The following is a 17,997-nucleotide window of genomic DNA, read 5'->3' as shown; positions in this document are numbered from 1 at the left end:
TTTAAATAAGGTGTTTTGATTTTCAAAGCGGAACGCTTTGGGATGCACGAAGTGAATCCTTACGTATTACTATTAATTGAGAACCGTGTCTGTTCTTAATTTAAGACCAAGCTTGCTTGAAGTTTTAAATGGGGTGTTTTGATTTTCAAAGCAGAACGCTTTGGGATGCACGAAGTGGGTTCTTTTTTAAAGAAAAAAGTTGCTTGCTTGAGTGTTTTTATGTTCTAGATACCATGACTTTTTAAAATCTTCAGTTGTATTTGTATCGTGTAATGCAACTGGATTCACTACCTAAAAAACTTTATATCCAACCACTAGGGTAATTGAATTTGAATACTCAATATTTGGTCCTATGTCCTTGTTGGTATAGAATCTCAATTCACCACTAAAGCGATCGAAAGCTCTTAAACCTACACCGAAATATTGACTTTCATTTGTTTTCAAATTACTAAAACCTCCCAGGCTTGTTCCATCAGCTCTACTGAATTCTACAGAAGAATCATCACCCACATTATCAAATACGTATGCATAATTTAGAAATAGTTGTGTAGCCTCATTGAAGTAATAATAATATCTAATGCCAAGTGGTATTTCAAATGAGCTGTAATTATAGTTGACATTCTTAAGATTTCCAGTCAATCTTTCATCAGGAATAGATAGTGAGATAGAAATTGAGCGATAACTCGGATCAGAGTAAAAAGAAAATTGCTTTTTCAAAAATGGCAAATAGAATTCTGCTTCCACCCCATAACGAAAAGCTTCACTGCTGCCTAAATCAGTGTTTAGGTTTTCTCTCAACGCATTTACAACCTTGGTTGAGCCAAATTCAACTCCTCCTTTTAGAGAAAAACTAAAATCAAGATATTTTAAAAAATCTACTTTTTGTTTTTTATCAATGAACTTAATTTCTGCTCCTATACACTCATTATATTCTATAAAATATTTTTTAAGACTAGTTTCATTATATTTCAATTTCTCGACATCATTTAGAGACTGATCTTCACACTTTAAATTATTAAACAACCATTGTTTATAGGCATCATTTTCTCCTATTTGTTTGTTTTTATCTCTTATTAAATATTTCTTGTAAACTAATTGCTCAATATCAGAATTTCCAATTTGATAGAAATAGCGTTTTATATTTTTGCCTCTTGTGTAATTATAAAATTTGACTTCACTATCAATAATTAATCTTAAGAAGACCCTTTTCTTTTCAAACTCAGGTTCTCTATTGTAGTCTAAATTATCAGTTTCCCATTTACTTTCATCAATATCTAAATCAGCACTTATAAATTTAAAATAACCATTTAAGCCAAATTCACTGGTGTTGAATTTATTTCGTGTTTTGGTAGGACTATCTTTATCGAGTTTGTAAACAAACTCATCGGGACTAGAATTCCAAAATTTATTTTCAATTAAACAATCTGTTTTTATTCCATCAGCAATGAAATAGCCTGATTTAAAATCTTTTTGTGCACTAGTGAAAAAGAAAGAAAATAAAAGGAGGATTGAAATTTTATAAGTCATTTTATAGATTAACTTAATTAATATTTTTTAGTTGAGCAATATAAAATAAACGTTAATAAAATATTGAGTTTGGATTTTTTTTTGATTAATTACTTAAAATAATACAGACTAAGTTGTGAATCAAACTAAAAATAATTTAGACACTACACGATTAAGTATTTTATTTAAGATAAATGTACAACGTTCACTGAAACGAAAACGAAAACGAAAACGAAATTTTCGAAAGTCTATGTCTTATCAAAAATTGAGGAAATTAATTTCAATTGTTTAATGATCTAAATCCGTGCATTAAATTATTTTGCTTCTTTTAGAATAAGAATTAGCTATGGATACAGGAAAGAGAAAATTATATTTTAGTCTAGGAAATGAGTTACCAAAAATTCACAGACATTTGAATTTTGATAATCATTGTTATTGGCGTATTGCTTTGGACAACACTATGCAAGCTAAATGGAAAGATGTCGTACCGGCCCCAGCCTATAAAAACATAAGTGAAGAACAATTCGACCACGTCATTCATTTATTAAAAAGCTATAAGGGAGACGAACAGTTGCTTATAGAGCACAATAGGATTTCTTTAGCCTACAGAGGTAAGAAATAACTTTTAAAATTTACGGAATTGTAATCAATTTCGTTTTTAAATAAAACAAATAGGCTTAATGCGTTTAGTCCAATTTATAGGCATAGTTGTGATCAAAAATAAAGCTAAAAACAATTAAAAGTATCAGAGCGAATTGACTATTAACTAAAATGTGATTTTCTAAACCCAAACGGATATTAATTTTAAAAAATTCAATATCAGCTACTAAATCGGTTATCCGTTGAAACTTATAAAAAAGTACTTTAATTTTTAAACCCTAATAAGTCTTTACCGCAATTATTTTCAATATTATACTGTAACAGAAAATAAATTTTCAAACTATGCTGGTAAAACTAAAGATTCAAGATGAAAATCGATCTTTTAATGATTTTCATTATAGCCATGATGATTTACTAAATTACCTAATCACGTACAAAGAATCTTTAAATAAGGATAAGGGGCTGTGGTGGACTTTTGAATATGAAGCCGATCATCTAAGAACTGGAAATCAATTGCTACTACTCACAAATGACTTTAACGAAATCATTGGTCACGTAGATGAAAAGAAAATACCAGCAACGTTTTCAAAAGATAATTTTTATAACCTCTACATAAAAAGCTTCTTATCAAAGGAGCATGCAGAAAAATCAGTAAAGAACATATAACCAATAATTTCAATAATTCGATTTCATTATTCATTGAATCTTAATGCCTTTTAAAAGAGAAATTTATCTAAATATTATTGATTTAGACAACTATAACATTCCAGAAGAAATTAAGAAAAGGATGAAAAGTTGGTATGTGATTACCAAATCACCCTACAGCGAATCGTTTTATTCCAGTGATCAAATCGATTGGAGTTTTAAACCCGAGGGGAGTTATAGAGTATCAGACCATTGGAACTTTACCAGAAAAAATGGCAGAATACACTGTGTGACCGATAAGGAAGTTATTGATAATGAGGAAGTGTGTCTGGCACAATATAAAAATGGAATTTATCGAGTACTTGCACGCTACAAAAAAATCAACTGAACTAAAGCTTGAAATAGACAACTGAAACTTTAAAATCACCTTGAGAGTTTTCAGATAAACAAATGGGAACAATAACTTATTTCTTAACGCTCTAAAGTCGATGAAATGATTTGTTCCATAAATTAGACCCCAAATAAAAAATATTAGATATGAGTAATGAAACAAAGAGTAAAGTAGTGAATGAAGTCGTCAAGGCTAATATGGAATATGCAAATAATTTTGGAGATAAAGCAAATATTCCTATGCCTCCAGGAAGAAAGTTTTCTATTCTTACATGTATGGATGCACGTCTTGATCCTGCAAAATATGCTGGACTCGCTGAAGGTGATGCACACGTAATTCGCAATGCAGGAGGAAGAGCAACAGATGATGCAATTCGCTCATTGGTTATATCCTATAAGTTACTGGGGACTCGTGAGTGGTTTGTTATTCATCACACGGATTGTGGTATGTTAACGTTTACGAACGAGATTATGGGTGATTTACTCTCTCAAAGTCTAAAACCAGCAACAGTTGATGAGAACGGCTGGCATGATACGGGTGCTGAAGACGGAACCAATGAAGGACGATTTATAAATTGGTTAACCATAAGCGACAACGAAAAAAGTGTTATTGAGGACGTCAAACGTATAAGGGAAAATTCAATGGTTCCCAATGATATTGCTATTTATGGTTATATTTATGACTGTCACACAGGAAAGCTAAATGAGATTTCTCAGGCTACTGAAGTAGGAAGACCAAGCTAGTAAGATATAATTGAAATTATTACAAAAACTACATTGATGATGTAAAATCAACCTTTACATCATGAATGTAGTTTTTTTTGTATTGTAGTGTTTTAGTTAAAATAATTATTTCCTTAAACACTTTGATTTTTGAAGAAGTTTACATAATCCTAAGCTTCCCTTATTTAGAATCCTTCATGTTCCCAATCAGATTACCAAAAGACTAGCTCCGAGTGATCTATCCAAACCCATCCCCAATCAAAACCAAAAAAAACTTGTAAAACTTTGTGTTGAATTCTCTAAAAATTTAATAAGCATAAATTTTAGAATCTTAATTCATTCAATTATCTTTAAATTATTCTTAAATATAATTGGAAGGACTATGTATTTCATAGTTTGAAATTGTCGATAATCACAAGATCAATTTTTATTAATTACTATAAAACCTACTAATATGGCAATGATAACAAAACAAGAAGTTCTAAAATTAGCAAACGAACAAAGTCCAAATTATGTTTCTATTTATATACCAACTCATCGCGCTGGTGCAGAAACTTTGGATGGACAAGATAAAATCAGACTCAAAACTCAGCTTAAAAATGCAAAAGCAAAGTTAGAAAAGCGAGGTTTAAGTGATAAAGAAATTGAAGGATTAGTTAAGCCTGTATATGACCTTGTAAATGATAGTGAATTTTGGAGACATCAGTCAGATGGACTGGCTATTTTTCTTTCAGAAAACACCTTCAAAACCTACACGGTTCCTGTTTATTTCAAAGAGTTTAATTATGTATCCGATGAGTTTTACCTCAAATCACTGATGCCACTTTTTAATGGTGATGGCCTGTTTTACCTTTTATCGCTTAAAAATGACATGGTAAAATTCTATGAAGGAACTCGTTACTCCATGACAGAAGTCATTACTCCCGAAGATGTCCCATCAAGATTAGAAGATGTTGTTGGGTATGATTTTGAACAGAAAAATCTTCAGTTTCGGTCTGGGCAACAAGGTGACAGCAAATCTGGAATGTACCATGGAGCCGGAGAGGGAAAAGCTGAGGAATTAAATGAAATGAAACGTTACTTTAGAGCGGTGAACGACGGTATTATGACCATGCTTCATGACGACCAAAAGCCGCCATTTGTAATGGCTTGTCAGGATTTCCAATTTCCTATCTACAAGGATGTAAATACATACCAAAACCTTCACGATGAGCATGTGTCAGGAAATCCAGAGGACAAAGACATCGATCAACTTCATGAAGAAGCCTGGAGTCTACTTCAGCCTCATTTTGAAAAAGCTCGTGAGGATAAATTGAATCTATATTCAGAATATATTGGAACTGGCAAGGCTTCCGCAGATACAAATGCAATTATAAGGTCTGCTATAGAAGGAAGAATTGACAGTTTATTTGTGCAAAATGGAGCTGAAATCTTTGGTCATTATGACAATACTAGCCAAGAAGCAAGTATTCAAGAAGACCTGACAGACAATAACATCTCATTGCTTAACCTTATCGCGATAAAAGTTTTTGAAAAAGGAGGCACCATTTTTATTATGGAAAAAGAGGATATGCCAGATGAGCATCATAAAACTGTAAATGCGGTGTATAGATACTAATTCATTTTAAAATCAAATTTTAAATGACAGGTAGTCATAATGTGATTAAAAACATGGGTTGCCTGCCATTTTTTAGTTTTATGTATTCAAAAATTGGATAATGGCCTCAAGCAGTAAACTTCAAAAAATTAATAGTGTTTTATTCTTTTGTTTTCTTTTAATCGTAGGGTTATACTATGGCTCTTCATTTTTAATTCCACTTACATTTGGAATATTCTTCACCACTTTAGTTCTCCCCATAAGCTCTGTTTTTGAGAATAAATTTAAATTTGGGAGAATGCTTTCATCTTTTGTCAGCACGTTTATTTTATTCTTGGTAGTTGGAGGACTCTTCTTTTTATTGATTAGACAATTCAGCATTTTCGTGAGTGATCTTCTAGAGAGAAAAGAAGATATATTAGGCTTTATTGATAATTTACGTGAGCAGGTTGTACAGTTAACAGGCATTACTCTGGAGCAGCAGGAAGAGGTTTTTAAGGATCGAATTTTTGGGATGATCCAGGAGTTACAAAAACATTTATCCAATTTGTTCAATAATTTTGTTGATATCCTGATGGATTTTCTCGTCATGTTGATATATGTGTTTTTATTCCTTTTGTATCGAGATCAATTTTTCAATTTTTTCATGAAGTATGCTTCTAGTCATAATAACAGTAACGCAGAAAAAATTATCAATGAATCAAAAACTGTAGCCAATAGGTATTTATGGGGTAGAGTGCAGGTGATGATAGCTTTGGCGATAATGTATACCATTACATTCCTCGCTTATGACTTGGAATATTCAGCACTACTCATCATTTTTGGCGTTCTTATTACAATTGTTCCTTACATCGGACCTTTTGTGAGTGGATTACTCCCGGTACTATTTATGGTTGTATTTAGTGATAGTTCTGCAGAGATTATTTCATTTGCAGCCATAGTGCTGGTGATACAACTGATAGAAAGTTATGTACTTGAGCCGATTATTATAGGTTCTGAGATCAAACAAAGTCCTCTGTTTGTGATTATAGCAATTGTACTGGGCGGTGCGATTTGGGGATTTGCAGGTTTGGTGTTATTTGTTCCTCTGTTTGCTATTATGAAAATAATTTTTGATCATACTCCAGGATTAGAACCCCTAGGGATTTTGATAGGTTATGAAAACGATAAGCCTTCAGAAGAAAATTAGTTGAAGAAAACTTCAAAATAGAATAGGTGAGTATGGAAAAAGCAATTTTAAGAATGACAATAGAGTGTGTAAAAGGAGACGTTGCCTCCCAAGCTGATGTGTTCGCTATTGTTAAAGCAGCAAATGCAGAATTGATAATTAGCAGTGGAGTGGCAGGTGCTCTATATAAAGCTGGTGGGTCCATGTCTCGAGAAGGAATGTAGACCATTGGTCCCAATACAACCCGGTGAGGCAGTAATTACAGGAGGACATCAATTGCCGAACGACTGTGACATTCATTGTTTAGGCCTGGTTTACGGCAGAGACCAACCTGAAGACCAGCTTTTAGCAAATTGTTATCGTAAGGCTTTGCAAATTGCAGAGGATAAAAAAATTAATTACGTCGCCTTTCCAGCGATATCGACTGCTGCTTTTGGGTTTCCTACAAAAGAGGCCACCAAAATTACCTCTGAAACGATTTCGGATGTGATTCCCGAATTGAATGCGGTCAAGACCATACGATTTGTGCTTTTTGATGACAAGGATTTAAAAATTCATCAGGACATCCTATCCGATCTTAAGGCACTTAGTAATAAGAAATGATCTTTTTTGAATTTTAATCCTTTATTACAAAGTGAGACTAAATTTGAAAGTTAAACTGAAATCACTAAACGTTGATAGACCTGCGCAGTCAAAAATGCATCGCCTAGAGCAGTATGCCTGTCCTTCTTGGGGATCTTGAATTCATCGCACAATTCATCTAAACTTTTGTGCATCGATTGATCAACTCCTTTAAATTTTGAATATAAATCATTAGTATCTGCTACCTGGTTTTTCAATTTAGGCAATCCCATAGTTGCAAGGGCCGTATTAATCATTTGAATGTCAAACTGAATGTGATGCCCCAGGATTTTAGAATTGCCCAGGAATTTCAGTAATTGCTTGATGGCATCGCTTTCAGAAGTTAAGGGCTGCATCTTATTTTTTACGATGCCATGGACTGCAATACTTTCAGGTTTATTTAGTTTTTGATGGAGAAACACAGAAAAATGATTTTCTACATGTATCACGTTATCATGTAAAGCGACTGCTCCAATTGATAGAATTTTATCTTCCACTGGGTTGAGCCCTGTTGTTTCGCAATCTAAAACAATCACTCGGCTAAGATCAGATTGTTTAAATTCTGCTGCATAAGCTTGCCAAAACTCAGGATAATCTTCTTTCTTTTTAAATAAGTCTTTAAACCAGCCCATTAGAGAAAATAAGTGAGTTGAAATCGGTTTTTTAATAAGCGTTGAATGTCTTTTATGGGTTTAAAAGAACGCTTCAGCTTCATTTTGTCACTCTTGCTCAATGTGGACAGTTCCAAATACCTGCCTGAGGAATTTTGTTTAAAGCCTTCGACAGCTCTAAACCTGGATAAGACATGAAAGCTTTTGATACATCCTGCGTAGATGTCTTCATTTTGAGGTTCGAGCTCTATCAATTTTTCAAAACGTTCAATCGTATTGTTTTTACCTTCTATACCTTCAGATAAAATTAAAACCCTTGCTGCCTCCACCAAGGGCTGTATGGCTCTGGCTTTGACATCAAATTCATCTTTATGCCTGCCATCGTCTTCAATTATAAATTGTCTGAAGAACCCTAGAGGCGGTGGATTTTTCACCGCATCTTCACCTAAATAAGCGAAAAAACGTTGATTGCCCTTCAATTTTCTGAAAATATGTTCACTCAGTTGTTTCGAAAGTTCATCTTCACCATACACTTTGGCGTAATCAAAAAAGATATTACACATCATGATGCTTTCAGATGAAGGTTCTTCTATCCAATTTGAAAACTTTTGTTTCCATTGACTCAGACTCAAACAATATTCTGGATTGCTGGCCATCATGTCTGCCGGGCAAAACTCATAGCCTAGTTCATTGAAAATACGGCTAATTTCTTCAGCCAATTTCAAAAAGTAAGCCTGGGTACTTTCAAATTTTTCATCGGGAACGTCTTCAAAAACCAGCGCATGATCCTGATCTGTCAGTAATAATTGTTCGCCGCGGCCTTGGCTCCCAATTCCCAGCCAGGAAAATTTGACTGGAGAAACACCTATTTTTTCTAGGCTTAATTCAATAACCCGATGCATCAAAGCTTGCGTGATCAATCGGCTTACTTTCATAACGTAAGGCATCGGTAAGCCCGTGTTGAGGTAGGCCTTTAAAAGACTACTCAGAGATTTACGAATTCTGGTCAAATCCTCTTTTTGATTCACCCGTTCAATTTGCTTCAGAAGTGCAATAGGATTATTGGCTTGCGCCGTAACAATGTCATGTTCAGATAAAATTCCCACAATTTCAGAGTCTTGAGACCCGTCTTTGGTGACACACAAATGGCCGATTTTATGCTGTAAGAGCAAGCCCTGCACATCGGCTAAATGGACATGCGGAGGAACGCATTTTACAGGAGAGGACATGATCGTACTTAATTTGTCTTCACTATTCATGCTACCATTGGCGACCCAACGACGAATATCCTTATCGGTCACGATACCAATCGGGAGCTTATTCTCTTCAATAATGAGCGAGCTAATTTTGTGCTTATTCATGATATAAGCGGCTTCCTGGACGGTTTTAGTAGGAGTGAGGCATATAGGATTTTTGGTGTAAAATGCCTGTTGAAAAAAATCCAATTCTGAATTTGCCTCTTCGCTTGAATTGTAATTGCTGGAGAGTAGTTTGCCTTTAGATTCTGAAGCTTTTGGGTTCCTGGTATTGGAAGCAAAGCTTTCCAGAAGAAAATCCATCACCATTTTGTTATTCAGTAATAACTCTTTAAAAGCTTCAAAAGGAATGGCATACAACACGCATTCCTCTTTTGCCATGGCCTCCATAGCGTAGGTCTGATCTGCAAACAATGGTCGTAAGCCCAGGATATCACCTTCGTCACATATATCTATCCAGTTGGATGAGCTCATCTCTTTTGACCGTAATCCAACTGCTCCTTGCTGCACCACATAAAATTCCTTGTGTGCAGGATCTCCTTGCTTAAACACGTAATTCCTTTTAGGTATGTAATGAACTCTTACTTTTGTAGCCAAAAGGTATAAATCTTCTGAACTCAAATCCTGAAAGGGCGGATATAGCTTCAGAAAATCGGCAACGCGTTCTACAATTACATTTTCCATTTAAATGAGGACTTGAACTCGATGTAAAAGTTAAGCAAAAGAAACCATTTGCAGAAATCAATACTCCTTAAGTGAATACCTATAATTAAGGTTTTGATGGACTGCATTCCTTCTTAAAGGAAAGCCTGTAAAGCTTTCAAATTTTATAAAAACCATTTTAAAATTTTTAAAAATTATATCTTTAAAAAAAAACTTATGATCAAGCAACATATGGTTTTATTTTGGGCAAGCGGATTATTTTTAGGTCTAATGGTCGGCGCCTATTTTTCTTGTCCCCTTTGGAAAGTCGCCGTCCCCATTATGTTATTTCTATCTATTGCTACAGGAGTCACTGGGTATAATCAATTGAAAAAGTCAGATGAGGATTAATATGAAGTAAGGCTTTCTAATTCTAAGTCTTCGCATATAGACATGCCTTTAAATTATTTTAAAATGAAATCCATATTAGAAACTTATAATCTCGACACTCACCAAAGGGAAGTAATCTATACTGAAACCGGTCATTTTGAGGCGCCCAACTGGAGTCGAGATGATGAGTATCTTCTTCTGAATAGTGATGGGAAACTTTTTAAATTGAATTTGAAAACTAAAGCAAAAACAGATTTAGATACAAGTTTTGTCAAAAACCTGAATAATGACCATGGTATTTCACCAGACGGCAAACAGATAGTAATCAGCTCTGCTGATGCAGTCCCACCAAAGGATAAAGAACACTGGCTCACTTCCAAAATTTATAGACTCCCAGCCTCTGGTGGCACTCCAGAATTGATCACGCCCAAGGAGTCTTCCTTTTGGCACGGCTGGTCCCCAGACGGGAAAACTCTGGTCTATACAGCCAAACGTGATGAGGGGTTTGATATTTATAGCATTGATATTTCTGGTTGTGAAGAGAGCCGACTTACAGATGGAGAATGGCTTGACGATGGTCCAGATTATTCACACGACGGCCATTATATTTACTACAACTCCATACAATCGGGGAGTATGGAGATCTGGAGGATGAAGGTTGACGGTAGCGAAAAAACACAACTTACTCAAGATGCATACTCTAACTGGTTTCCGCACCCGTCTCCAGACGGTTCTTGTTTTGTGTTTTTATCTTATCTCAAAGATCAGGGCGATGCCCACCCACCACTGAAAAGAGTAGCCTTAAGACTTTTCGATTTGAAAACACAAGCGATCACTACTTTATGCGAATTTACCGGCGGACAAGGAAGCCTAAACGTACCCTCCTGGTCGCCAGATGGTAAACGTTTTGCTTTTGTTTCTTATGAAAAGTAATTCGTTGCTGAATTGTTTTGTTCAAAAAGTAAAATCAAATCTGCGGGAGTTACTGAAAAGTTTATTCACTGTGTGTAGATGATTTGTTTTTAAAAATTAAAGATTTTATAAAAAGCAAATTTTAAACTTAGTAATGGTATACAATATTTCTTTATTCAACCTAATCAAGGTGTTTAAGACGCTTGATTTGCCTTCAGCAAACAACTACTTTAGTAAGTTTTAAAACATTCCCTAAGCCTTATTCTTGATTTGAAGACCACTCAGGATGTTTCAGGTTCTACTTCAATAAAATCAGTTTTTTTTAATTATTTCCACATTATACTATTCTGTGTAACTATCGTTACTTTAAAAACTATAGTTTAAACTTATATTTGTGCCATCATAAAAAAACAAATTAACTATGGAAGATTTAAAAGAAATAAACAAAACAGAACAACCAATTCAGATGCCAAGAATCGGAGATCAAGCTCCAGATTTTGAAGCGGTAACGACTACAGGTAATATGAAAATGTCTGAGTTTGCTCCAGACAAATGGACGGTAATGTTTTCTCACCCAGCAGATTTTACGCCTGTATGTACTACTGAAATGAGTGGTTTTGCGGTAAGGAAAAAAGAATTTGAAGCTCTTAACACTGAGCTTTTAGGATTGAGCATCGACTCTATTCACTCGCACATTGGTTGGGTAGACAGTGTAAAACAAAACACGGGAGTCTATATGGACTTTCCAATTATCGCAGATATCGATATGAAGGTATCCAAGCTGTACGGAATGTTGCAGCCTAACGAAAGTGAAACTGCAGCCGTAAGAGCTGTATTCTTTATCGATCCAAGTAAAAAAATAAGATTGATCATGTATTACCCGCTAAATGTTGGTAGAAACATGGACGAAATTTTAAGATGTTTGGAAGCTCTTCAATTCTCAGATGAGCATGGTGCAGCTTGCCCACTAGACTGGAAAAAAGGTGAAAAAGCAATAGTGCCACCACCAAAAACATTAAAGGCTTACGAAGAAAGAGTAGCAGATGACTCTATTGAAAAAACAACTTGGTATCTGGCCAAAAAGCAATTTTAATTAGTGTTTTAAGTTTTAATGATTGTTAAAAGCGAAGGTGTAAGCCTTCGCTTTTTTTGTTTGGAGCTATTCCCGCTTTTCAATATTATCGGGATCTGGGGTATTTCAAACTTGTAATTTCAAAATTCCTTTTTTAATTTTCGACTCACGACTCACGACTCACGACTCACGACTCACGACTCACGGATAAAAAAATCATAATTCTCAATTCTCTAAAAAGCCTGTTGCCTATTACCTAAATTCTTTCTTGTAACTTTAGTTACCATTCAATATATAGACTCTGCCTAAATTGCTTTATTAAATTTGAATATCATGAAATGGACCTTAATCGCTTTAGTTATAGCCGTGAGCCTGACATCCTGCAAAAAGTCAACTCAAAAAGAGGATGATAATTACATCAAACTAAAGTCAACGGAATTAAATTCAGAAGAAATAGCAGCAAGAGGTAAAACCCTGATGCAGAACAAATGCTACCTCTGCCACAGTCCCAAAGCCGCTGAAAAATCCATGATTGCTCCACCAATGATTGCTTTGAAAGCGAGATATACCCGCGATGCGGATTCCAAAGAAGAATTTATTGCTGATTTATGGAATTTTGTTGAAAAACCCACCCATGAAAAAGCAAAACTAAAAGGAGCGGTCAAGCGTTTCGGATTGATGCCTTACCAGCCTTACCAGCAAAAAGATATTGAAGCTATCGCCGCATTTATGTACGATTATGAAATTGAAAAGCCGGAATGGTTTCAAGAGCATTGGAAAAAGAATCATGGTAAAGGATACAAGCAAAAAGGGAAATCTGTAGGGAGCTTGGCTGAACCGGAGCAAAGCTATGCGGAAATCGGTATGTCTTATGCCAAATCTACTAAGCAAACTTTGGGTAAAAACCTGATGGGAGCTATACAAAAAGAAGGCGTCCTGCATGCCTTATCATTTTGTAATGTCCAGGCGATGCCACTTACCGATTCTATGGCAACCAAACACAACGCGATTATAAAGCGAGTCTCCGATAAGTTTAGAAATCCAAAAAATAAAGCCAACGAGGTAGAGTTGGAATATATTTCGCTTTACAAGCAGATATTAGAAAATGGGGAAGAACCGGAACCTATGGTGGTAGAAGAAGGTGAAAATGTAAATTTTTATTATCCTATAGTCACCAATGATATGTGTTTAAAATGCCACGGGACGCCAGGTCAGGAAATCGAAAGAGAAACTTACGATAAAATCAAAGAGCTGTATCCACAAGATAAGGCTATTGGGTACGGGGTGAACGAAGTTAGAGGGATGTGGAGCATCAATTTTTCTAAAAATGAATAGACTTCTTATATCTATTTCTGTTCTTGTTTTGGTTTTAAGTTGTCAAGATCAACCTAAAAAAGAAAAGGTTGAAACCAATGATAAATCAAATCACTGGAGTTATGAGGGTGAAACAGGTCCGGAGCATTGGGCGGAGCTGGAAGGTGAGACCCATTGTAATGGAAATTTCCAATCGCCAATTAACCTTGTAAATTATAAAGTTGCAGAGGACCTTGAGCCTATAGATTTGCATTATTCAGAAAAAACAATACTCCATGATGTTGCCAATAATGGGCATTCCATTCAGTATGACTTTGAAAGAGGTGATTTTTTGATTCATAAAGAGGATACTTTTCATCTCAAACAATTTCATTTTCACGAACCAGCAGAACATCTTATTGAAGGTGTTCGCTATCCTCTGGAAATTCATTTGGTTCACCAAAATGAATCAAAAGAATTTGTCGTGCTTTCAGTGATGGCTAAGGAAGGAAATAACAGCAAACCTTTTGAACTTTTAGAAAGTTACCTTCCTATTCAAAAAGGAGAAATGAAATTGATACAACGCCCTTTTGATATTTCTCAAAATCTGCCACAGAACAGGGGCTATTTTTCGTATCAGGGTTCGCTCACCACGCCGCCTTGCTCTGAAAAAGTGACCTGGATTGTGTTCAAGCAAGCTATAGAAGTTTCGCTTGAGCAAGTAGAATTATTAAAATATCTGATGCCAATCAACAATTACAGGGACGAGCAACCTCAACATGGTAGAGCAGTGTACTCGACTTCTTTTTAGACTAGAATAAAAACTAATCAATGCCTAAGAAGTAAAAGGTTTATCGCATTTTTGAGCTTAAAATAATATTTCAAAATCATGATGTCAGAAGAAATGAAAGAATGCCCAAATTGTAAATCACCTTATGGTTACTCCGTAGGGCAAGGTTTATACAACTGTCCGGAATGTAGTTTTGAGTGGAATATCGAAGAAAATAAACCAGAAGAAAACGAGGCAGAAAATAACGAACTTCTTATAAAAGATGCCAATGGGAACGTACTTGAAGATGGTGATAACATAGTTATTGTAAAAGACCTTCCAGTGAAGGGCTTCTCAAAACCATTGAAAGCAGGAACAAAAGTGAAAAATATTCGTCTCACAGATGGCGATCACAATATCGATTGCAAAATTAAAGATTTTGGAGCCATGGCTTTAAAATCTGAATTTGTCAAAAAAGCATAACTAATAAAGATTCAAACTATTTCTTATGAAACTACTTGGTCTAATTGGAGGAACATCCTACCACTCCACACTGGAATATTATCGGGACATCAACGCAAAGGTGGCTGACCAACTGGGAGGTTCGCAAAATCCAGAATTACTGCTCTATAGCATCAACATTGATGTGATGAGAAGACAGGACGAAGATGAAATCAATCAAACCTACCTTAGAGTCGCCAAGACTTTGGAGCAGTCAGGCGCTGAGGCTCTTTTGATTTGTGCTAACACACCGCACATGGCTGTGGATTTTGTTCAGCCAAAAATAGGGATTCCGTTTCTACATATAGGGAATGCTGTGGCTAAAGATTCTAAGAAGTACAACTTCAAAAAGTTACTTTTACTCGGCAATAAACCTACGATGACCAAGGGCTTTTTAAAGGATTATTTAACCAGCAAACATCGCCTCGAAATTGTGATTCCCGATGAAACTGATATTGAAAAATCTCATCACTTTGTTTCCAAAGAATTAACTCAGGGGAAATTTACTGAAGAGGCTAAAACCTTCTATAAGGAGCTTATTATTACATTTGAAAACGAAGTAGATGCGGTGATACTAGGTTGTACAGAATTACCAATTTTGCTGAAAAATGAAACAACAAAATTACCATTTCTAGCCACCACAGATTTACACATACAAATGGCAGTTGATTTTATAATTGATTAATTATAGATTTAAGCATACATCAAAACCTGTGTAACTTTTGTCACGTTCTGAGTTGGGTTAATTAGTTATTTTTAAACAAAACTAAGGACATGAAATCAAAATATTCAGTTTTAATCATAGGAGGAGGTACCGCAGGTATAATGACGTCAGCGCAACTTTTAAAGAAAAACCCAAGCCTGTCGATTGGAATTATAGATCCTGCAGATACACATTATTATCAACCTGCATGGACGCTAGTTGGAGCAGGAACTTACGATTATGAAGATACCGCCAAACCCATGAAAGATCTAATTCCTAAAGGTGCAGATTGGATACAAGATTACGCCACTGGATTTGATGCAGACAACAATTTAGTTAAAACCCAAAACAGCGGTGACATCAGTTATGATTATCTTGTTGTTGCACCAGGTTTGATCATGGACCTTTCATTAATTGAAGGATTAGAATCCTCTCTGGGGAAAGGTGTGGTGTGTAGTAATTACACAGATTCCAAGCATACCTGGGAAGTCCTTCAAAATTTTAAAGGAGGGAACGCCATTTTTACCCAACCTACAACACCTATCAAGTGCGGTGGGGCTCCTCAGAAAATCGCTTACCTAGCAGCAGATTATTTCAAAAAAAATAAAATTGATGCGCAAGTCATTTTTGCTACACCTGGCTCCGTTTTGTTCGGTGTAAAAGAAATTCGGGATACACTTACCAAAGTGGTTGATCGTTATGGTATGCATTTCAAACCTTTTTATGCTCCAGTCAAAATTGATGCTGATAAAAAAATTATCACTTTCAAGTATGTAGGAGACGATGAGAATCAATGTGTGGAAAATGAAAGCAAAAGCATTGGCGAAAAAATATCTGGCGACGCCATTATTGAAATGCCATTTGATATGTTGCACTTAGCACCACCTCAAACTGCTCCAAAATTTATTAAAGAGTCTAATTTAGTAACCAAAGAGGGCTGGTTGGATGTGAACATCAATTCTCTCCAACATAATCAATACCCAAACATTTTTGGTTTAGGAGATGTCGCAGCTTTACCAACCGCCAAAACTGGTGCTGCCATTAGAAAACAAGTGCCCGTAGTTGTAGAAAACTTGATGTTTATGATGAATAATAAACCCGCTAGCAATAAAAGCTACCAAGGCTACTCTTCATGTCCATTAGTTACTGGTTATGGGAAGATGGCGCTGGCTGAATTTGACTATGAAGGCAATTTCACTCCAGACCCAAAACTAAAACAGATGTTAGTCTTCAATTCAGCCAAAGAACATTGGAGATTATGGATGTTGAAGAAATATGGTCTACCATACTTGTATTGGAACAAAATGATGAAAGGCGTAGAAGTATAATTTATGTTACCAAATAATTTAAAAGCAGAATCTCAAAAGGATTCTGTTTTTTTTTGGAGCTTATCCCGCTATCCATTTCAAGTCCGACCTCGCCGGCTTGCAAAACCAAAAGTCCCAAAAGAGCTTCCGCTGGTCGCTTTTTGTACCTGGGTTTTGCACAGCAATTCGTCTTCCAGGCTTTACATTGCTATCGGGGCTAGGGAGATTTCAAAATTGGAATTTCAAATTTTCAATAAATCTGATAATTAAATATCAAAGTTAATTTTTTAATTATCGATTATCAACTCCCGACTCCCGACTCCCGACTACGAATAAGACTGACATTAATTGATGTAAACTTTAGAATTAAAAGTCAAATCAATTTTGGGGTGATATATCTTTTAATAGCTTAGCAAAACAAACTTTATTTCAATAAACACTTTTCAAAAGTTATTAATACTAAATAAAAAATGGATTTTTCAAAAATAAAACTCGTGGTTTCAGATATGGACGGCACCTTATTGAATAGTGAACATCAAGTGAGTTCATTGTTTTTAAGTCAGTTCGACCAATTAAAAAGAAACGACATTCATTTTGTGGCAGCAAGTGGGAGACAGTTTCAGAGTATTTTAGAAAAGTTGTCCTCCATCAAAGAAGATATCAGTGTGATTGCAGAAAATGGAGCCATTATGATGTTTAACAAGGAAACCAAAGTCTTACTGAAGCTGAATCGCGATGAAATTTTAGAATGTATTACACATTTAAGAAAAGTAGACGATTCTTACATCGTTTTATGTGGAAGAAAAACAGCTTATATCGAATCCAATGATTCAGAATTTATTACTACACTTCGTAATTATTATTCGGAGGTGAGCCATGTAAAAGATTTGACGCAAGTAGAAGATGATGATTTTGTAAAAATTGCAGTGTTCCATTTTAAGTCCTCAGAGAAATATATATACCCCAAAGTTATAGATATAACAGATCGATTTCAAGTTACTGTTTCTAGTCAAAATTGGGTGGATATCTCACATAAAGAGACAAATAAATCTTATGCTTTGAAGCAAATTCAAAAGCATCTCAACATTACTCCCGAAGAAACTATGGTCTTTGGTGATTATAACAATGATATTGAAATGTTGAAATTAGCTCAGTTTAGCTACGCAATGTCCAATGCACATCCCAACGTGAAAAATGTAGCCAATTACCACACTTCAACTAATGATGATTTTGGAGTAGAGTCCGTTTTAAAACAACTGATTTCTCCTAATTCTTAAATTAGATCGTTTCA

At 35.3% G+C, this 17,997-nt stretch carries 21 protein-coding genes; 18 read left to right on the top strand and 3 right to left on the bottom strand.

The features are described from left to right. Positions 1 to 291: 291 nt before the first annotated feature. Entirely contained in the window at positions 292 to 1,527 is a 1,236-nt protein-coding gene (locus LB449_RS08310) for a PorT family protein (protein ID WP_224454632.1), read from the bottom strand. A gap of 325 nt (positions 1,528 to 1,852) precedes the next feature. Between LB449_RS08310 and LB449_RS08305 the strand changes: the two genes are divergently transcribed. From LB449_RS08305 to LB449_RS08270, 8 genes are all read left to right on the top strand, one after another. Beyond that, entirely contained in the window at positions 1,853 to 2,128 is a 276-nt protein-coding gene (locus tag LB449_RS08305) for an acetyltransferase (RefSeq protein WP_224454631.1), read from the top strand. Positions 2,129 to 2,448: 320 nt separating this feature from the next. Further along, positions 2,449 to 2,772: a hypothetical protein gene (locus tag LB449_RS08300; RefSeq protein ID WP_224454630.1), complete on the top strand. Its 324-nt coding sequence runs from the start codon at positions 2,449 to 2,451 to the stop codon at positions 2,770 to 2,772. A gap of 43 nt (positions 2,773 to 2,815) precedes the next feature. Further along, positions 2,816 to 3,139: a hypothetical protein gene (locus LB449_RS08295; RefSeq protein ID WP_224454629.1), complete on the top strand. Its 324-nt coding sequence runs from the start codon at positions 2,816 to 2,818 to the stop codon at positions 3,137 to 3,139. A 149-nt stretch (positions 3,140 to 3,288) separates the two neighbouring features. Beyond that, entirely contained in the window at positions 3,289 to 3,885 is a 597-nt protein-coding gene (locus tag LB449_RS08290; RefSeq protein ID WP_224454628.1) for a beta-class carbonic anhydrase, read from the top strand. Between the two features lie 433 nt (positions 3,886 to 4,318). Next, complete coding sequence (locus LB449_RS08285; RefSeq protein ID WP_224454627.1) at positions 4,319 to 5,482, top strand: baeRF7 domain-containing protein; 1,164 nt, start codon at positions 4,319 to 4,321, stop codon at positions 5,480 to 5,482. Positions 5,483 to 5,582: 100 nt separating this feature from the next. After that, entirely contained in the window at positions 5,583 to 6,650 is a 1,068-nt protein-coding gene (locus LB449_RS08280; RefSeq protein ID WP_224454626.1) for an AI-2E family transporter, read from the top strand. A gap of 53 nt (positions 6,651 to 6,703) precedes the next feature. Then, positions 6,704 to 6,853: a macro domain-containing protein gene (locus tag LB449_RS08275; protein ID WP_224454625.1), complete on the top strand. Its 150-nt coding sequence runs from the start codon at positions 6,704 to 6,706 to the stop codon at positions 6,851 to 6,853. A 4-nt stretch (positions 6,854 to 6,857) separates the two neighbouring features. Further along, positions 6,858 to 7,232, top strand: a complete 375-nt coding sequence (locus LB449_RS08270; RefSeq protein WP_262901853.1) for a macro domain-containing protein — start codon at positions 6,858 to 6,860, stop codon at positions 7,230 to 7,232. Positions 7,233 to 7,282: 50 nt separating this feature from the next. On the opposite strand, the gene LB449_RS08265 is transcribed toward LB449_RS08270, so the two are convergent. After that, positions 7,283 to 7,882: a 3'-5' exonuclease gene (locus tag LB449_RS08265; RefSeq protein WP_224454623.1), complete on the bottom strand. Its 600-nt coding sequence runs from the start codon at positions 7,880 to 7,882 to the stop codon at positions 7,283 to 7,285. Continuing rightward, positions 7,882 to 9,801: a DUF294 nucleotidyltransferase-like domain-containing protein gene (locus tag LB449_RS08260; protein ID WP_224454622.1), complete on the bottom strand. Its 1,920-nt coding sequence runs from the start codon at positions 9,799 to 9,801 to the stop codon at positions 7,882 to 7,884. Before LB449_RS08260 ends, LB449_RS08265 begins: the two co-directional genes overlap by 1 nt. 195 nt (positions 9,802 to 9,996) lie before the next feature. On the opposite strand from LB449_RS08260, the gene LB449_RS08255 reads away from it, so the two are divergent. The 10 genes from LB449_RS08255 (at position 9,997) to LB449_RS08210 (ending at position 17,983) form a co-directional block, all read left to right on the top strand. Further along, positions 9,997 to 10,170: a hypothetical protein gene (locus LB449_RS08255; RefSeq protein ID WP_224454621.1), complete on the top strand. Its 174-nt coding sequence runs from the start codon at positions 9,997 to 9,999 to the stop codon at positions 10,168 to 10,170. Between the two features lie 63 nt (positions 10,171 to 10,233). Beyond that, positions 10,234 to 11,082, top strand: a complete 849-nt coding sequence (locus LB449_RS08250; RefSeq protein ID WP_224454620.1) for a TolB family protein — start codon at positions 10,234 to 10,236, stop codon at positions 11,080 to 11,082. A gap of 400 nt (positions 11,083 to 11,482) precedes the next feature. Beyond that, positions 11,483 to 12,154, top strand: a complete 672-nt coding sequence (locus LB449_RS08245; RefSeq protein WP_224454619.1) for a peroxiredoxin — start codon at positions 11,483 to 11,485, stop codon at positions 12,152 to 12,154. 312 nt (positions 12,155 to 12,466) lie between these two features. Then, a complete protein-coding gene (locus LB449_RS08240; protein WP_224454618.1) occupies positions 12,467 to 13,468 on the top strand; it encodes a c-type heme family protein in 1,002 nt (333 codons plus the stop codon). Further along, the gene (locus tag LB449_RS08235; protein ID WP_224454617.1) at positions 13,461 to 14,237 is read left to right on the top strand and encodes a carbonic anhydrase; all 777 of its coding nucleotides are present in this window, start codon (positions 13,461 to 13,463) and stop codon (positions 14,235 to 14,237) included. The genes LB449_RS08240 and LB449_RS08235 overlap by 8 nt, the downstream gene beginning before the upstream one ends. Before the next feature lie 81 nt (positions 14,238 to 14,318). Further along, positions 14,319 to 14,678: a zinc ribbon domain-containing protein YjdM gene (locus LB449_RS08230; RefSeq protein ID WP_317196213.1), complete on the top strand. Its 360-nt coding sequence runs from the start codon at positions 14,319 to 14,321 to the stop codon at positions 14,676 to 14,678. A gap of 25 nt (positions 14,679 to 14,703) precedes the next feature. Continuing rightward, positions 14,704 to 15,381, top strand: coding sequence for an aspartate/glutamate racemase family protein (locus LB449_RS08225; protein ID WP_224454616.1), 678 nt, complete (start codon positions 14,704 to 14,706; stop codon positions 15,379 to 15,381). Positions 15,382 to 15,470: 89 nt separating this feature from the next. Beyond that, positions 15,471 to 16,727, top strand: a complete 1,257-nt coding sequence (locus tag LB449_RS08220; RefSeq protein WP_224454615.1) for an NAD(P)/FAD-dependent oxidoreductase — start codon at positions 15,471 to 15,473, stop codon at positions 16,725 to 16,727. Positions 16,728 to 16,730: 3 nt separating this feature from the next. Next, positions 16,731 to 16,976, top strand: a complete 246-nt coding sequence (locus LB449_RS08215) for a hypothetical protein (protein ID WP_224454614.1) — start codon at positions 16,731 to 16,733, stop codon at positions 16,974 to 16,976. Positions 16,977 to 17,176: 200 nt separating this feature from the next. Then, positions 17,177 to 17,983 (top strand): HAD family hydrolase, encoded by an 807-nt coding sequence (locus tag LB449_RS08210; RefSeq protein WP_224454613.1) that lies wholly within the window; start codon positions 17,177 to 17,179, stop codon positions 17,981 to 17,983. Positions 17,984 to 17,997: the final 14 nt, after the last annotated feature.

Source organism: Psychroflexus lacisalsi (genome assembly GCF_020164495.1).
Classification (GTDB): domain Bacteria; phylum Bacteroidota; class Bacteroidia; order Flavobacteriales; family Flavobacteriaceae; genus Psychroflexus; species Psychroflexus lacisalsi.
The sequence above is the reverse complement of the archived record's forward strand: the minus strand, read 5'-3'. Positions and strand labels throughout refer to the sequence as shown.

Bases quoted from the DNA above. Each gene is read 5' to 3' on its own strand.
- LB449_RS08220 (WP_224454615.1), top strand. From the start codon at position 15,471: ATGAAATCAAAATATTCAGTTTTAATCATAGGAGGAGGTACCGCAGGT.
- LB449_RS08290 (WP_224454628.1), top strand. From the start codon at position 3,289: ATGAGTAATGAAACAAAGAGTAAAGTAGTGAATGAAGTCGTCAAGGCT.
- LB449_RS08280 (WP_224454626.1), top strand. From the start codon at position 5,583: ATGGCCTCAAGCAGTAAACTTCAAAAAATTAATAGTGTTTTATTCTTT.
- LB449_RS08235 (WP_224454617.1), top strand. From the start codon at position 13,461: ATGAATAGACTTCTTATATCTATTTCTGTTCTTGTTTTGGTTTTAAGT.
- LB449_RS08230 (WP_317196213.1), top strand. From the start codon at position 14,319: ATGTCAGAAGAAATGAAAGAATGCCCAAATTGTAAATCACCTTATGGT.
- LB449_RS08250 (WP_224454620.1), top strand. From the start codon at position 10,234: ATGAAATCCATATTAGAAACTTATAATCTCGACACTCACCAAAGGGAA.
- LB449_RS08225 (WP_224454616.1), top strand. From the start codon at position 14,704: ATGAAACTACTTGGTCTAATTGGAGGAACATCCTACCACTCCACACTG.
- LB449_RS08210 (WP_224454613.1), top strand. From the start codon at position 17,177: ATGGATTTTTCAAAAATAAAACTCGTGGTTTCAGATATGGACGGCACC.
- LB449_RS08305 (WP_224454631.1), top strand. From the start codon at position 1,853: ATGGATACAGGAAAGAGAAAATTATATTTTAGTCTAGGAAATGAGTTA.
- LB449_RS08295 (WP_224454629.1), top strand. From the start codon at position 2,816: ATGCCTTTTAAAAGAGAAATTTATCTAAATATTATTGATTTAGACAAC.
- LB449_RS08310 (WP_224454632.1), bottom strand. From the start codon at position 1,527: ATGACTTATAAAATTTCAATCCTCCTTTTATTTTCTTTCTTTTTCACT.
- LB449_RS08245 (WP_224454619.1), top strand. From the start codon at position 11,483: ATGGAAGATTTAAAAGAAATAAACAAAACAGAACAACCAATTCAGATG.
- LB449_RS08260 (WP_224454622.1), bottom strand. From the start codon at position 9,801: ATGGAAAATGTAATTGTAGAACGCGTTGCCGATTTTCTGAAGCTATAT.
- LB449_RS08285 (WP_224454627.1), top strand. From the start codon at position 4,319: ATGGCAATGATAACAAAACAAGAAGTTCTAAAATTAGCAAACGAACAA.
- LB449_RS08215 (WP_224454614.1), top strand. From the start codon at position 16,731: ATGTTACCAAATAATTTAAAAGCAGAATCTCAAAAGGATTCTGTTTTT.
- LB449_RS08255 (WP_224454621.1), top strand. From the start codon at position 9,997: ATGATCAAGCAACATATGGTTTTATTTTGGGCAAGCGGATTATTTTTA.
- LB449_RS08300 (WP_224454630.1), top strand. From the start codon at position 2,449: ATGCTGGTAAAACTAAAGATTCAAGATGAAAATCGATCTTTTAATGAT.
- LB449_RS08265 (WP_224454623.1), bottom strand. From the start codon at position 7,882: ATGGGCTGGTTTAAAGACTTATTTAAAAAGAAAGAAGATTATCCTGAG.
- LB449_RS08275 (WP_224454625.1), top strand. From the start codon at position 6,704: ATGACAATAGAGTGTGTAAAAGGAGACGTTGCCTCCCAAGCTGATGTG.
- LB449_RS08240 (WP_224454618.1), top strand. From the start codon at position 12,467: ATGAAATGGACCTTAATCGCTTTAGTTATAGCCGTGAGCCTGACATCC.